The sequence below is a fragment of the Amnibacterium sp. genome, assembly GCF_036559085.1.
In the GTDB taxonomy this organism is placed as follows: Bacteria; Actinomycetota; Actinomycetes; order Actinomycetales; family Microbacteriaceae; genus Amnibacterium.
On the sequence record NZ_DATBTU010000026.1, the window covers coordinates 1 to 14,477 of the forward strand.

The 14,477-nt window shown below is 70.9% G+C and carries 13 protein-coding genes and 1 tRNA gene; 4 read left to right on the top strand and 10 right to left on the bottom strand.

The window, feature by feature from the left end; genetic code table 11:
- Positions 1–2,112: ATP-binding protein (locus VIG76_RS04920; RefSeq protein WP_331951664.1), on the bottom strand; the 2,112-nt coding region annotated here is incomplete at its 3' end.
- Between the two features lie 273 nt (positions 2,113–2,385).
- On the opposite strand from VIG76_RS04920, the gene VIG76_RS04925 reads away from it, so the two are divergent.
- The 4 genes from VIG76_RS04925 (at position 2,386) to VIG76_RS04940 (ending at position 5,105) form a co-directional block, all read left to right on the top strand.
- On the top strand, positions 2,386–2,841 hold the full coding sequence (locus VIG76_RS04925) for a hypothetical protein (RefSeq protein WP_331951666.1): 456 nt from the start codon (positions 2,386–2,388) through the stop codon (positions 2,839–2,841).
- Between the two features lie 706 nt (positions 2,842–3,547).
- Entirely contained in the window at positions 3,548–4,249 is a 702-nt protein-coding gene (locus VIG76_RS04930) for an alkaline phosphatase family protein (protein ID WP_331951668.1), read from the top strand.
- Between the two features lie 231 nt (positions 4,250–4,480).
- Positions 4,481–4,554, top strand: a tRNA-Pro gene (locus VIG76_RS04935).
- Between the two features lie 65 nt (positions 4,555–4,619).
- The gene (locus tag VIG76_RS04940) at positions 4,620–5,105 is read left to right on the top strand and encodes a GNAT family N-acetyltransferase (RefSeq protein WP_331951670.1); all 486 of its coding nucleotides are present in this window, start codon (positions 4,620–4,622) and stop codon (positions 5,103–5,105) included.
- Here VIG76_RS04940 and VIG76_RS04945 read toward each other — a convergent pair.
- The 9 genes from VIG76_RS04945 to VIG76_RS04985 form a co-directional block, all read right to left on the bottom strand.
- Positions 5,072–5,740 (bottom strand): thymidine kinase, encoded by a 669-nt coding sequence (locus VIG76_RS04945; RefSeq protein ID WP_331951672.1) that lies wholly within the window; start codon positions 5,738–5,740, stop codon positions 5,072–5,074. The two genes, VIG76_RS04940 and VIG76_RS04945, sit on opposite strands and share 34 nt — an antisense overlap.
- A gap of 80 nt (positions 5,741–5,820) precedes the next feature.
- Positions 5,821–6,792 (bottom strand): aldo/keto reductase, encoded by a 972-nt coding sequence (locus tag VIG76_RS04950; RefSeq protein WP_331951674.1) that lies wholly within the window; start codon positions 6,790–6,792, stop codon positions 5,821–5,823.
- Positions 6,793–6,816: 24 nt separating this feature from the next.
- The gene (locus VIG76_RS04955) at positions 6,817–7,584 is read right to left on the bottom strand and encodes an SDR family NAD(P)-dependent oxidoreductase (protein ID WP_331951676.1); all 768 of its coding nucleotides are present in this window, start codon (positions 7,582–7,584) and stop codon (positions 6,817–6,819) included.
- A 46-nt stretch (positions 7,585–7,630) separates the two neighbouring features.
- The gene (locus tag VIG76_RS04960; protein ID WP_331951678.1) at positions 7,631–8,323 is read right to left on the bottom strand and encodes a D-lyxose/D-mannose family sugar isomerase; all 693 of its coding nucleotides are present in this window, start codon (positions 8,321–8,323) and stop codon (positions 7,631–7,633) included.
- Positions 8,324–8,368: 45 nt separating this feature from the next.
- Positions 8,369–9,064 (bottom strand): DNA-binding response regulator, encoded by a 696-nt coding sequence (locus tag VIG76_RS04965; protein ID WP_331951680.1) that lies wholly within the window; start codon positions 9,062–9,064, stop codon positions 8,369–8,371.
- A 221-nt stretch (positions 9,065–9,285) separates the two neighbouring features.
- A complete protein-coding gene (locus VIG76_RS04970) occupies positions 9,286–10,338 on the bottom strand; it encodes an Rv2578c family radical SAM protein (RefSeq protein ID WP_331951682.1) in 1,053 nt (350 codons plus the stop codon).
- Between the two features lie 36 nt (positions 10,339–10,374).
- Positions 10,375–11,853: a malate:quinone oxidoreductase gene (locus tag VIG76_RS04975; protein WP_331951684.1), complete on the bottom strand. Its 1,479-nt coding sequence runs from the start codon at positions 11,851–11,853 to the stop codon at positions 10,375–10,377.
- A gap of 132 nt (positions 11,854–11,985) precedes the next feature.
- Positions 11,986–13,041, bottom strand: a complete 1,056-nt coding sequence (locus VIG76_RS04980; RefSeq protein WP_331951687.1) for an aspartate-semialdehyde dehydrogenase — start codon at positions 13,039–13,041, stop codon at positions 11,986–11,988.
- A complete protein-coding gene (locus tag VIG76_RS04985; RefSeq protein ID WP_331951690.1) occupies positions 13,038–14,321 on the bottom strand; it encodes an aspartate kinase in 1,284 nt (427 codons plus the stop codon). Before VIG76_RS04985 ends, VIG76_RS04980 begins: the two co-directional genes overlap by 4 nt.
- Between the last annotated feature and the right edge of the window lie 156 nt (positions 14,322–14,477).

Below are 14,477 nucleotides of genomic sequence, written 5' to 3' on the forward strand. Positions count from 1 at the left end.
GTCGTCCCACCCCACCTTTCTGGCACAGTCGATCGCGTCGCCGAAGGCCTCGAACGCGGCTTCATGCTCGTCGTACGCGGCGTGGACGCGCCCGGTGAGATGCCGGACGATGGCCCGGAATGACATGAACTCGGCGGCGGCGAAGAGCTCGGCCGCCTCCCGTAACGTCGCCAGCGCTGGCACCGGGTCGCCTCGCAGACCGTCGATCATGGCGCCCTGCGCACGGAGCTGCCACAGGCTCAACTGGCCCTGGCCGTGCGCCCACTGCTCGCCCTCGATGAGCGCGCCCCGGGCGATTTCCCACCTTCCGGCGCGCTGTTCGAGGTGCCCAAGATGCGAGTAGACCATCGGGAGCGACACCTCATCCCCCACGTCCTTGCACCGCTGCAGCATCCCGTGGCAGAGTGCGCGCCCCTGATCGAACCGGTCCGCCATCATCGCGATGTGCGCGAGTTGCAGCGAAGGCCCGTCGAGGGCGACGAGCGCAGGGGTCCCGGCGTCCACCTCCACAGCGCGGGTGAGCAGGTCCGCCGTCGGCAGGCCCAGAACGAGGCTCATCTCAATCTCCAGGCTGAGCCCGGCGAGCAGCAGGGTGGGGTTCACCCGTTCAGCGGCCTCGGCGAGAACACGATTGGCCAATCGAATGTGCTCCAGTTCGCCCTCTGGCCGGTCAGCGAACTCCTCGTGGACCGTACGGATCATTGCCTCTGCCGCCAGCGGCGGATCCAGATCGGCCCCCAGCAGCTCACGATTCAGGGCGTGAAGCTCATCGCGCTCGGCCGACAGCAGGCACAGCCGGGCCAATCCGATGGTGGCCGGCCAGTACACGGGCGACGCACGATGCAGGGTCCGCACCTCACGGAACCACCGCTCGGCGAGTGACGGTCGGCCGCCCGTCATTGCCCACTCGGCGAGCCGCACGGCACGCCCAGGGCGTTCCGCCGAGTCGAGTGGCGTCCGGGTGACCGCCAGAGTCATCAGGTCGACCGCGGTGTCCCAGGCGCCCTGCGCCCTGGTGAGCTCGGCGGCCGCAGCCAAGACCGATCCGAGCCGTTCATCCGGTCCTTCGGTGGCGAGTCCCGCGTGACGAGCCCTGGCCTCCTCGCTCGGCTCCACCACCGCGAGCCGCCGATGGGCTTCGGCCCGATCAGGAGCCGACGCGGCAGAGACGGCGGCCTCGGCGTAGAGCGGATGCGCGAATAGCACCAGGTCCCCGACACTCACCAGACCGGACCTGAGGGCCGGATCGAGCACCGCTGCCAACTCGACCGCTCGGCAGGACCGGGCCCTGGCGATGACCTCGAGATGCGGGTCGGAAGCCAGGGCTGCTGTCAGCAGCACGATACGGGTCTCGCGCGGGAGCACGGTGAGTCGTTCCTGCACGAGTTGCTCGATGGTTACACCCCCTCCGATCGACAGCCGGTGGCGCGCGAGCTCGAGGGCGTGGAGCGGGTTTCCTGCGGAGGCGCGCTCGATCCCTCTCAACTCTGCGCGTTCCATCACCAATCCCAGGTCGTCGACCACCCGGATGAGGTCTTCGGCCGGGAGCGGCCCCAGCCAGACCTCAGTGAGCCGTTCCATCCCGGCGGTAGGGAGCCAGTCCAGGGCCGAACTGCTTGGCCTGGCCGCGCAGACCAGGACGACGGGAGCGGCACCGATCCGGTCGAGCGCTTGGCTGAGCGCTCCCCGGCTGGCAGCATCGAGCCACTGCGCGTCGTCGAGGACAAGAAGTACGGGGCCCTTCTCCGCCAGGTGCGCCAACGCTGACCGCACGCCTGCCGCGACCGCCCGCGGATCCGCGCCGCCCTGAACCTCCTCCAGGAGCAGCGCCGCGCGGAGACTGGCACGCTGCGGACCGGGAAGGTCGGCGTACACGCTCGCCGGCAGGTCGGTGAGCAGGTCGATCAAGCCGGTGAACGCGAGACCGGTCTCGGTCGGAAGCGGTCGGGCGGTCAGCACGAACGGCGCGTCGACGACCCTGAGCAGGGCGTGGAGGAGCGCGGTCTTGCCCATCCCGGGCGCTCCAACCAGCGTCACGATCCCGGGGCCCGGCCGACGCACGGCCGCGAGCAGCTCTGCGAGTTCCCTGTCCCGACCGACGAGGTTCACCACACGGTCAGTGTGGCCCGACCTCGACGTTCCCGGCAGGGGTCGTTTCAGTCGGAGACAGGAGTGGCGCGTGCTGCGGCCATGGCGGTCCTTCGGATCGAACGTCGGGAGTCGCCGATCACGCTCTTCGGCCCGCTCCTTTCCGGCAATCGGGAACAACCCTCGGTCTGGCTCGCCGCGCCCTCTGATCGAGGGTTTTCCTGTCTATCTCGCCGATCGGGGTCGGCGGAATCTGGCCTCACCAGTTCCCGACCCCGTTTCAGAAGAGGACTCATCATGAACCGCAAACACCTCGCCGCCGCCGCGATGACCGCGCTGGTGCTCGCTGCCGCCGCTCCGGCCTCCGCCGCGCAGGCCATGGACAAGGTCGGCACCGTCTCCATCAGCAGCGCGGTGGCGCAGGCCGCGCTGGCGTCCCGGCCTGACTCCTTAGCGTCCTCGTTCAACAGCGCAAACAAGTCCATCTCCGGACATAGGAACGCAGCGACCGAGAACCGGGGCGCCGCCGCGTCCCTTGCCGCTCAGGCCTTCCCGCCCGGTGACTACAAGGCCGTCTACACAGCCGACCCGAGCCCCGCCATGTCCGCGATCCAGGCTGTCCGGTCGGGTCTGCAGAACATGAACCGGATCTCCGCATCCATTTACATCAAGGCGATACAAACCGGGTCGACCCCATCGAAGGCCGCGCAGATCGCCAGGAACGCGCGCAGTGCCGACGGCGGGACGACTTAGGGCGACACGTGGCGCGGGGCTCGGCGGCGAGCGGAATCTTGGGACGGGTGCCGCGAATCGAGACCGGCGACCGTCTGCACCTCTGCCACGACCGCCGCACCTGGATAGAGCAGCGCGCCTGGCTCAACCCCGGCGCCGCCTGCGTCCTCCCGACCGCGCCGAGAACATCTGACCCACCCCCGTGCCGCCGATGCCCTAACCCACAACTGTCACCGATGTCTTGATACAGAACCGTCACCGATGTCCTGAGACATCACACATCACACATCACACGGGCCTCAGGTCTCTGCTCGTGCCCACATTTTGCCCACAACTGCGCCAGAACCGACTCCGCCAGCGGCCCGCCTGGTAACTCGAGAAGCCCGGAAACATGCGGATCTTGCCCTCACCCGAAGTCGTACAGCACCTCGTGCGAGGTGTCGCTGCTCACCCTCACCGCTCGCTGACGCGTGACGGAGTACCCCGACGAGGGGCCGCTCCACCCTGACCTCGTCCTCCCGCGGCTGCGCACTTGCCGGAGTTCGTGCAGGATGAGCATCGCTTCCGACATCGACCGTCACCCGCGGCGTGCCCGACCGAAGCGCTCGACGTCCAGGAGGATGAGATGCGCCGTGCTCTTCTCGCCGCTGTCGTGGCTGTGATCTCGCCTCTGGCGTCCCTGAGCCCTGCACCCGCTCCAACCGGGCTCCCTCGACCTGCTCACGTCGTGATCGTCGTGGAGGAGAACCACTCCTACACCCAGACGATCACCCAGCCCTACCTGCAGTCCCTCGCCAGGATCGGCGCGAACTTCACGAACGCCCACGGCATCACCCACCCGAGCCAGCCGAACTACCTCGCGCTCTGGTCCGGTTCGAACCACGGGATCACCAGCGACGCATGCCCCGTGAACCTGGGCAGCACGCCGTCGCTCGGGTCCCAGGTCGGGGCGACGATCTACAGCGAATCCCTACCGTCCGCCGGGTACCTCGGTTGCGCGTCCGGTGCGTATGCCCGCAAGCACAACCCGCTCGCGGACTTCACGGCGACGCGCAACTCGGCACACGACAAGCCGTTCAGTGCGTTCCCAACCACCTACGCCGACCTCCCGCCTGTATCGATGGTCGTCCCGAATCTGCACGACGACATGCACGACGGAAGCGTGGCCGCCGGTGACACCTGGCTGAAGAACCACCTGTCCGGCTACGCCACCTGGGCGATGACCCACAACTCCGTGCTCATCGTCACGTTCGACGAGGACAACGGCACCTCGACGAACGGGATCCTCACCGTGATCGTCGGCCAGCACGTCGCCCCGGGCAACTACTCGACCCGCATCACCCACTACAACGTGCTGACCACGATCGAGAAGGCATACGGGGTCCCGGCGCTGAGCAGCGCCAGCCCGATCACCGGAGTCTGGAAGTAGCCGCTTCCGCGACCCGCACCGCGCCGGCTCCCGATCCACGCGGTCTCGGCCCATCCGGGCGGCCGCGCCCACCCGGATGGGCCGTTTCGGGCCGAACGGGCGACCGCCGACACCCGGATGCGCCCTGAATCGGCCGTCTGAGGATGCGCGGCCGGGGCGGGAGGCGGCGAGCCGGGCGTCCGCTATCCTTGTCGAGGCCCGCGCGCGACGATCTCGACGGCGAGCGGTCACCGGGGTATAGCGCAGCTTGGTAGCGCGCCTCGTTCGGGACGAGGAGGTCGTGGGTTCGAATCCCGCTACCCCGACAGTCACCCCCGGACCTCACGGTCCGGGGGTTTCGTCGTCTCTGCCCTGGTGGGACGGTAAGCAGGTGATCCCGCACATCCGCCGGGCGACGTCCCCCGAAGCGGCGGTCGCGACCGCCATCACCCGCGCCGCCTACCTGCCGTGGGTACCCATCATCGGCCGGGAGCCGGCGCCGATGTCCGCCGACCTGGCCGAGTCCGCCGATGCCGGCGCGCTCTGGATCGCGGAGGACGGTGGCGAGGCGGTCGGGGTCCTCGTGCTCGTCCCGCATCCGGACCACCTGCTGCTCCAGAGCGTGGCCGTCGCACCGGATGCGCAGGGCCGCGGGATCGGATCCGCCCTGCTCCGGTTCGCGGACGAGCAGGCGGCGGCCGCCGGGTCGCCCGAGGTGCGGCTGTACACGCACGAGCGGATGACCACCAACATCCGCCGCTACGAGCGGCACGGCTACCGCGAGACGCACCGAGCCCAGGAGGACGGCTTCGCCCGCGTCTTCCTGACGAAGCGGATCGACCCTCAGGCGAAGTCGGCGTCGGGCGCCGACGAGTAGCTGAAGCCGCTCGCGACCGGGTCCTCCCCGTCGAGGCGGCCGCCGCTCTCCGCCAGGTAGCACTCGCCGCAGAGCGACTCGTAGGTCACGTCGCCGACCGCGTCGATCGCGACCTGGGCGCCGTCGAAGACGAAGCGGTCGCCGATCCGCCGCGCGTTGAAGAGCGCCTTCCGGCCGCAGCGGCAGATCGTCTTCAGCTCCTCGAGGCTGTGTGCGAGCTCCATCAGCCGCCGGCTGCCCGGGAACGCCTCGGTACGGAAGTCGGTGCGGATGCCGTAGGCGAGCACCGGCACGTCCTGCACCACGGCGATCCGGAAGAGGTCGTCGACCTGGTCGTGACCGAGGAACTGGGCCTCGTCGATCAGCAGGCAGGCGACCGGCGACCCGGTGCCCGCCATCACGCGCTTGCGGTGCGTGAAGAACCGCTCGAGGACGTCGTCGGTGCGCTCGATCAGGAAGTCGACCGGCCGCACGACGCCGAGCCGCGACACGATGTTGCGGTCGCCCTTGGCGTCGATCCCGGGCTTCGCGAGCAGCACCTGCTGCCCGCGCTCCGCGTAGTTGTAGGCCGCCTGCAGCAGCGCGGTGCTCTTGCCGCTGTTCATCGCGCCGTAGCGGAAGTAGAGCTTCGCCATGGGCCGCCTCCGTCCGTTCTAAGAGGTGTCGGTCCATCCTGCCGCAGCGGGGGCCGGATCGATCCGGCCCCCGCCGGGGTTCACCAGGCGTAGTCCTCCGGGGCGGTCTTGTGACCGGGGAAGATCGCCTCGAGGCGCGCGAGCGCATGCGCGTCCAGCCGCACGTCGAGCGCACGGACGGCCGCGTCGAGCTGCTCGCGCGTGCGCGGGCCGATGATCGGCGCGGTGACGGCGGGCTGGCGCAGCAGCCACGCGAGGGCCACGTCGCCCGGTTCGGCGCCGAGCTCCTCGGCGAAGTCCTCGTACTGCTCGATCTGGTCGCGGTGCGCGGCCAGCGTCTCCGCCGCCCGGCCGCTCGTGCGCCGGCTGCCCTCGCGCTCCTTGCGCACGACGCCGCCGAGCAGCCCACCCTGCAGCGGGGACCAGGGGATGATCCCGATGCCGTTCGCCTGCGCGGCGGGGATCACCTCGAGCTCGATGTCGCGGACGAGCAGGTTGTAGAGCGACTGCTCGCTGACGAGGCCGGTGAAGCTCCGGCGCCGCGCCTCCGCCTGTGCGGTCGCGAGGTGCCAGCCCGCGAAGTTGCTGCTGCCGGCGTAGAGGATCTTGCCCTGGGCGACGGCGACCTCCATCGCCTGCCAGATCTCGTCCCACGGGGTGTCCCGGTCGATGTGGTGGAACTGGTAGACGTCGATGTAGTCGGTCTGCAGCCGCTGCAGGCTCGCGTCGAGGGCGCGCCGGATGTTCAGGGCCGACAGCTTCGCGTTGTTCGGCCACGGGTCCATCTCGCCGTAGAGCTTCGTGGCGAGCACGGTGCGCTCGCGGCGGCCGCCGCCCTGCGCGAACCAGCGGCCGAGGATCGACTCGGTGCCGCCGTAGCCGGTCTTGCCGCCGTAGCGGTTCGCGGTGTCGAAGTAGTTGATGCCGTGCTCGTGCGCGGCGTCCATGATGGCGAAGCTGTCCGCCTCCTCGGTCTCCATGCCGAAGTTCATGGTGCCGAGGCAGAGGCGTGAGACGGTGAGGCCGGACCGGCCGAGGTGCGTGTACTCCATGGGCTCAGCCTGGTCCGGTGCGGATCAGAAGACGCTGTAGCCGCCGTCGATCGTCAGCACCGACCCGGTCATGAAGCTCGAGGCGTCGCTCGCGAGGAACACGATGGCGCCGGCGAGCTCGTCCGGCTCGCCCGCGCGCTGCTGCGGGGTGTCCTCGATCCAGTAGCGCTGGAAGCGCGGCTCGTGCAGCGGCGTCATGTCGGTGTGCATGTAGCCGGGCGCGAGCGCGTTGACCCGGATGCCGAGCGGCGCCCACTCGGCGGCCAGGCTGCGGGTGAGGTGGTGCACGGCGGCCTTCGACGCGTTGTAGGCGGGCTGCCACTGCGGCCGGTTGACGATCGACGCGGACATCGAGCCGATGTTCACGATCACGCCGCCGCCCGCGTCGACCATGTGCCGCCCGAACACCTGGCTCGCGATCCAGAGCCCGTCGAGGTTCACACCCATCACCTGGTGCCACTCGTCGTCGGTCACCTCGAGCGCGGGCTTATGGATGCAGGCGCCCGCGTTGTTCACGAGCACGTCGATCCGCCCGAATCGCTCGACGCTCGCCGCCAGCAGCCGCTCGATGTCGGCGCGGACCGTCATGTCGGCGAGCACCACGATCGCCTGGACACCGAGCCCGGTCAGCTCCGCCTCGATGGAGGCGGCGGCGTCGGCGTCGCGGCCGACGATCACGATGTTCGCGCCCGCCTCAGCAAGCGCCCGCGCGAACGACCGGCCGAGGCCGCGCGTGGACCCGGTGACGACGGCGGTGCGGCCGGTGAGGTCGAAGCGGTCGAGGACGGCCATGGCGGGCTCCTTCCGGCCGGGCTGCGCCGCCCGGACGTCCGCCACGCTATCGACCGGCGGCCGGGCGCGCGCCGAACGCTGTGGCGTACTCCCCCACGAGCAGCCGGCGGGCGGGCACGTCCTCCTCGACGACCGGGTACCGCGGGGCCGGCACGAGGAACTCGTTGTCCGCCCCGTCGTCGTTCACGCTCGACACCTCGCCGCCGAGCACCGGGGACCCTTCGGCCCAGAAGCGGTGGCGGATGCCCCGCGGCACCTGCACGCCCTGGCCCGGTCCGAGGCGCAGCCGCTCCCCCGGTGCCACCGTCAGCGGGACGCCGTCGACGAGGGCACGCACGGACGCGGCCGCGTCGTCCGGGTGCACGAGCTCGACGACGAGCTCGCCGCCGCCCCGGTTCAGGATGTCCTCGGTCTTGCGCCGATGCAGGTGGAACGGCGTCTCCTGCCCCACGTCGACGCGCATCACCTTCTCGGCGTACGTCTGCCCCTCCCCGGCCAGCTGCTCGGCAGGCGTGCCGTTGCGCAGCGTCAGCAGGGTGAGCCCGATGCGGGCGAAGTCGCCGCGGCCGAAGTCGGTCACGTCCCAGCCGAGCCCGCGCTCGATCGGTACGCGGAGGCGGTCGGCCCCGTCGATCCACGCATCCCGGTCCCAGAAGGCGAACGGCGGCAGGGCGAAGCGGAGCTCCGCCGCCAGCGCCACGGCGGCATCGATGGCCGCCTCGATCTCGGACCGGTTCACCGCGAGGACCTCATCCCCTCATCCTGGCCGCATCGCGGCCGCGGGTCACTGCAGGTAGCCGTCCTCCGCCGCACGACGGATGAGGTCCGCCTTCCGGCTCGCGGGACGGCGCGCCTTGGCGTACTTCTCGCGCACGCGCCGCAGGTAGGTCTTCGCCGTCTCGAACTGCACGTGCATCTCCTCGGCGACCTCGAGCGTGGAGCGGCCGCCTGCGTAGAGCCGGAGCGCCTCCTCCTCGCCGACGCTGAGACGCGGCTTCTCGAGGGCCACGGCGGCGGCCGGCAGCGGCCGCCAGGCGCGCGGAGCCGGCTTGCCGGCGCTGAGGCCCATCACCTCGCGGGCGACGGCCATGACCTCGGCGAGCGGCTGCGACTTGGCGACGAACGCGGAGGCGCCCGCCTTCAGGGCGCGGTCGCGCAGGTCGGCGGTGTCGAGGCCGGTGAGCACGATGACCTTCGCGCCGGCGGCGCGGCAGGTGCGCACGCGCGCCTCGATCGAGACGGGCTCCTTCAGCTGCACGTCGATGAAGACGAGGTCCGTGGGGAAGGCGGGGCTGTGCACGAGCTGCAGCCACGAGGCCGCGGTGAGCACGACGTCGAAGTCCTCGGCGTTGACCCGCATCCACGACGCGACGCTCTCGAGCAGCACCTCGTGGTCGTCGAGCAGCGCGACGCGCACACGTCGGGCCTCGCCCTGCTGCTCCGGCTGCGGCTCGACGGGCTCGGGTGCCGGCCGGGGCATGCGTGCCACGCCACCGATCACGGTGGGGACAGCGGGATAGGACGGGTGGTCCCGCAGAAGGTCGTCGGCCGGCAAGTGGTGCTCCGTTGGGTTTCGGGTCCCGCTCGGCCTGGGTGACGACCGGACGGTTTGTACCCCGATTCTGCATGAGTGATACCGTCCGCGGGCATTCGAGGCCCGGAAATCCGCGGTTTGTGCCGTGGACTGGGGTACAGATCGGCTCAGAACAGGGCCGGCTGCACCGCCTGAGGGGCGGGCGGAGGCGGCGGGATGACGCCCGCCGCGCGGGACCGGACGGTGCCGGTGGCGTCGTCGGCGCTGCCGACAACGAGCCCGTGCTTCGCGATGAGGGGCCGGATGCGTGCGGAGAGCCACTGCCGGTAGGCCTTCGGCGCGTACGGCCCGCTGCCGTACATCGACCGGTACGCCGGCAGGTGCTCGGGGTGCGCGCGGCCGAGCCAGTCGAGGTACCACTCGCGGACACCGGGCTTCAGGTGGAGCGCGGACCAGAGCACGAAGCTCGCATCCGCCGCCTTGATCGCCGCCAGAGCCCGGTCGAGGTGCGAGACGGTGTCGGTGAGGTACGGCAGCACCGGCATGAGGAAGACGCCGCACGGGAGGCCTGCCTCGCGGGCGGCGGCGACGGTCGCGAGCCGCGCCGCGGTGCTCGGCGTCCCCGGTTCGACGGCGTGCTGCAGGTCGTCGTCGAACACGGCGATCGACATCGCGAGGTCCACGGGGACCTCATCCGCGATGCGGCTGAGCAGCGGCAGGTCGCGGCGCAGCAGCGTGCCCTTCGTGAGCACCGAGACCGGGGTGCCGGAGGCGGCGAGCGCCTCGAGCACGCCCGGCATCAGGCGGTAGCGGCCCTCCGCCCGCTGGTACGGATCCGTGTTCGTGCCGAGCGCGACCGGGGTGCGTGACCAGGACGCGCGTCGGAGCTCCGCACCCAGCACCTCGCCGACATTGACCTTGACGACCACCTCGGAGTCGAAGGCGCCCGCATCCGCGAAGTCGAGGTACGCGTGCGTCGGCCGCGCGAAGCAGTAGACGCAGGCGTGCGAGCAGCCGCGGTACGGGTTGATCGTCCAGCCGTACGGGGTGCCGGGTACGGATCCCGGCACCTTGTTCAGCGCCGACTTCGCGAGGACCTCGTAGAACGTGACGCCTGCGAACTCCGGCGTGCGGACGGTGCGGACGAGGTTGTTCAGCCGCGCGAGGCCCGGCAGGGAGTCGGGTGCCGTCGAATCGAGCTGCTGTCCCGACCACCGCATGCCTCTATTCGAACATGTGTTCGAAGGAAGGTCAAGTCAGGCGATGAGTCCCAGCGCCTGTGCGGTGATCGCCTTGATGCGGGCGACCGCCTCGGGGTCGTCGGAGAGCAGCCGCCCGAAGCTCGGCACCATGGCCTTCAGCTCGGGCTCCCACGCGGGCATCCGCTCGGGGAAGCAGCGGCGCAGCACGTCGAGCATGATCGAGGTGCTCGTCGAGGCACCCGGCGAGGCGCCGAGCAGGCCGGCGATGGTGCCGTCGGCCCCGGTGACGACCTCCGTGCCGAACTGCAGCACGCCGCCCTTCTTCGGGTCCTTCTTGATCACCTGGGCGCGCTGGCCGGCGATGATCTTGACCCAGTCGCCCTCCTTCGCCTCGGGCATGAAGCCCTGCAGCGCCGCGAACTTCTTCTTCCGCGTGGCGAGCAGCTGCCCGATCAGGTACTGCAGCAGCCCGAGGTTGTCCTTCGCGACCGCCAGCATCGGGATGAGGTTGTGCGGCTTCACGGACAGGACCAGGTCGAGCAGGCTGCCCCGCTTCAGGAAGCGCGGCGAGAAGCCGGCGTACGGGCCGAACATCAGCGACGCCTTGCCGTCCACGATGCGGGTGTCGAGGTGCGGCACGCTCATCGGCGGGGATCCGACCTCGGCCTTGCCGTAGACCTTCGCATGGTGCTTCGCGACGAGCTCCGGGTCGTCCGCGCGGAGGAACTCGCCGCTGATCGGGAAGACCCCGAAGCCGCGCGCCTCGGGGATCCCGGACTTCTGCAGCATCTTCAGCGCCCAACCGCCCGCGCCGACGAACACGAAGCGCGCACGCACCTCGTGCTTCGTCATGCCGACGAGGCCCTTCGCCCGGATGCGCCAGAGGCCGTCGCGCTCGCGCTTCAGCCCCGTGACCTCGGTGTTCAGCAGCAGCTCGGCGCCGTCCGCGGTCAGCGCATCGGTGAGCGCCCGCGTCAGCGCGCCGAAGTCGACGTCCGTGCCCTGCTCGGTGCGCGTCGCCGCGATCGGCTCGTCCTTGTCGCGGCCGAGCACGAGCATCGGCGCCCACTCGTAGATGACCGCCGGATCCTCGGAGTACTCCATCCCGGCGAAGAGCGGGTTGGCGGTGAGCGCCTCCCACCGGCGGCGCAGGAAGTCGACGTTCTCCGCGCCGCGCACGAAGGTCATGTGCGGCGTCGAGTTGATGAACCCGGTGCCGGACGGCAGCGACGAGTTCGTCACCAGCGAGGACCAGAACTCGCGGGACAGCTGCCACTGCTCGTTCACCTTGACCGCGCTCGCGATGTCGATGGTGCCGTCGGGCCGCTCGGGCGTGTAGTTCAGCTCGCAGAGCGCGGCGTGCCCGGTTCCCGCGTTGTTCCACGGGTTGCTGCTCTCCTGCGCCACGGCGCCGAGGCGCTCGTAGATGCGGATGGACCAGTCGGGCTGGAGCGCGTGCAGCAGGGTGCCGAGGGTGGCACTCATGATGCCGCCGCCGATCAGCACGACGTCGATCGGTTCGTCTGTCGCCACGCCTCAACAGTACGCCGCACCGCAGGCCTATCCGCGCCCCCTCCCGGGGGTATCGCTCCCTCCTCCGAGCAGTTGAGCAGGCCGCTGGCGCGAGCCTGCCGAAGTGCTCGGGGGTGGAGTGGACCGGGCGGGTCAGCGGGCGGCGGTGGCCCTCGCGGCGATGAGCTCCGCGATCTGCACCGCGTTCAGCGCGGCGCCCTTGCGGAGGTTGTCGTTGCTGATGAAGAGCGCGAGCCCGCGCCCGTCGGGCACGCCCTCGTCCTGACGGATGCGGCCGACCAGGCTCGGGTCGATGCCCGCGGCGGCCAACGGCGTCGGGACGTCGACGAGCCGCACGCCGGGGGCACCCTCGAGCAGCTCCCGTGCCCTGGCGGGCGTGATCGACTCGCGGAACTCCGCGTTCACCGACAGCGAGTGCCCGGTGAAGACCGGCACGCGCACGCACGTGCCGGACACGAGCAGGCCTGGCAGCTCGAGGATCTTGCGGCTCTCGTTGCGGAGCTTCTTCTCCTCGTCCGTCTCGTTCTCCCCGTCGTCGACGAGGTTGCCCGCGAACGGGATGACGTCGAAGGCGATCGGCGCCACGTACTTCTCGGGCTGCCCGAGGTCGACGGCGGACCCGTCGTGCACGAGCTGCTCGAGGCGTCCGCTCGCGACGCCGCGCTCGACCTGCTGCTGCAGCTCCGCGGAGCCGGCGAGCCCGCTGCCCGAGACCGCCTGGTAGGTGCTGACGACGAGCCGGGTCAGCCCGGCCTCGGCATCCAGCACCTTCAGCACCGGCATCGCCGCCATGGTCGTGCAGTTCGGGTTCGCGATGATGCCCTTCCGCGCCTCGTCGAGCGCGTGCGGGTTCACCTCGCTGACGACGAGGGGTACGTCCGGGTCCATCCGCCAGGCGGAGGAGTTGTCGACGACGAGGGCGCCCGCAGCGGCGAAGCGCGGCGCCTGCTCGCGGGAGGTCGAGGCGCCGGCGGAGAACAGCGCGACGTCGAGGCCGGACGGGTCGGCGGTCGCCGCGTCCTCCACCACGATCTCCTCGCCGCGGAACGGCAGCGTGGTGCCGGCCGAGCGGGCGGATGCGAAGAAGCGGATCTGCTCGACCGGGAAGTCCCGCTCCTCGAGCAGCCGGCGCATCACCCAGCCGACCTGGCCGGTCGCGCCGACGACGCCGACCCGGAGCCCGCTCATCGACCGGTCCCTGCGTAGACGATCGCCTCGGTGTCGGCGTCGAGGCCGAACGCCGTGTGCACCGCGATCGCCGCCGCCTGCACCGAGTCGGCGCGGGTCACGACGGAGATGCGGATCTCGCTCGTCGAGATCATCTCGATGTTGATGCCCGCATCCGCGAGCGCCCGGAAGAGCTGGGCCGAGACGCCGGAGTTCGTGCGCATCCCGGCGCCGACGAGCGCCAGCTTGCCGATCTGGTCGTCGTGCTGCAGCGTCAGGTAGCCGAGCCGAGACTGGTCCGCGGTGAGCGCCGCGATCACCGCCCCCGCGGATGCCTTCGGCAGAGTGAACGAGATGTCGGTGAGGCCCGTCGCCGCGGCTGACACGTTCTGCACGATCATGTCGATGTTGGCGCCGGTGCGGGCGACCGTCGTGAAGATCTCGGCCGCGCGGCCGGGTTCGTCACGGACGCCCACGACGGTGATCTTCGCCTCACCGAGGTCGGTCGCGACTCCCGCGATGACCGGTTCCTCCACGGGATCTCCATTCTCGTCCTGCCCCGGCGCCGCCGGGTTGTAGACGATGGTGCCCTCCTTGTTGTTGAAGGAGGAGCGGACATGCAGGGTGACGCCGTGCCGGCGGGCGTATTCCACGGCGCGGATGTGCAGCACCTTCGCCCCGCCGGCCGCGAGCTCGAGCATCTCCTCGCTCGAGATCCGCCGGATGGGGCGGGCACGGGGCACGATGCGGGGGTCGGCGGTGAAGATCCCGTCGACGTCGGTGTAGATCTCGCAGGTGTCGGCCTCGAGCGCCGCGGCGAGCGCGACGGCGGTCGTGTCGGAGCCCCCGCGGCCGAGCGTCGTGATGTCGCCGGTGCCGCGGTTGAAGCCCTGGAACCCCGCCACGATCGCGATCGCGCCCTCGTCGAGCGCGCCGCGGACCCGGCCGGGGGTCACGTCGACGATGCGGGCCGAGCCGTGCTGGGCGTCCGTGATCATGCCGGCCTGGCTGCCGGTGAACGAGCGGGCGTCGAACCCCATGCTCTTGATCGCCATGGCCAGGAGCGCCATGGAGATGCGCTCGCCGGCCGTGAGCAGCATGTCGAGCTCGCGCGGCGCGGGCAGCAGGGTCACCTCGTGCGCGAGGTCGAGCAGGTTGTCCGTCGTGTCGCCCATCGCGCTGACCGCGACGACGACCTCGTTGCCGGCCTTGCGGGTCTCGACGATGCGCTTGGCGACCCGCTTGATGCTCTCCGCGTCCGCGACGGACGAGCCGCCGAACTTCTGCACGATGAGCGCCACGAGCCGCCTTCCTCCCCCGCCCGGAGGCGGCGCACCAGTGTACCGGCGACGCAGCGGCGCTCAGACGTCCGCCCGGGACCAGGCGGCCCGCGCTCGACGGGCGGCGCGCCAGGCGTCACGGAGGGGTGTCACCGGAGCGGCGCGCCGCGGGGCCCG

What these genes read in the sequence shown, in the direction of transcription:
- VIG76_RS04925 (WP_331951666.1), top strand. Translation starts at nt 2,386, where the DNA reads ATGAACCGCAAACACCTCGCCGCCGCCGCGATGACCGCGCTGGTGCTC.
- VIG76_RS04945 (WP_331951672.1), bottom strand. Translation starts at nt 5,740, where the DNA reads ATGGCGAAGCTCTACTTCCGCTACGGCGCGATGAACAGCGGCAAGAGC.
- VIG76_RS04950 (WP_331951674.1), bottom strand. Translation starts at nt 6,792, where the DNA reads ATGGAGTACACGCACCTCGGCCGGTCCGGCCTCACCGTCTCACGCCTC.
- VIG76_RS04955 (WP_331951676.1), bottom strand. Translation starts at nt 7,584, where the DNA reads ATGGCCGTCCTCGACCGCTTCGACCTCACCGGCCGCACCGCCGTCGTC.
- VIG76_RS04965 (WP_331951680.1), bottom strand. Translation starts at nt 9,064, where the DNA reads ATGCCCCGGCCGGCACCCGAGCCCGTCGAGCCGCAGCCGGAGCAGCAG.
- VIG76_RS04970 (WP_331951682.1), bottom strand. Translation starts at nt 10,338, where the DNA reads ATGCGGTGGTCGGGACAGCAGCTCGATTCGACGGCACCCGACTCCCTG.
- VIG76_RS04980 (WP_331951687.1), bottom strand. Translation starts at nt 13,041, where the DNA reads ATGAGCGGGCTCCGGGTCGGCGTCGTCGGCGCGACCGGCCAGGTCGGC.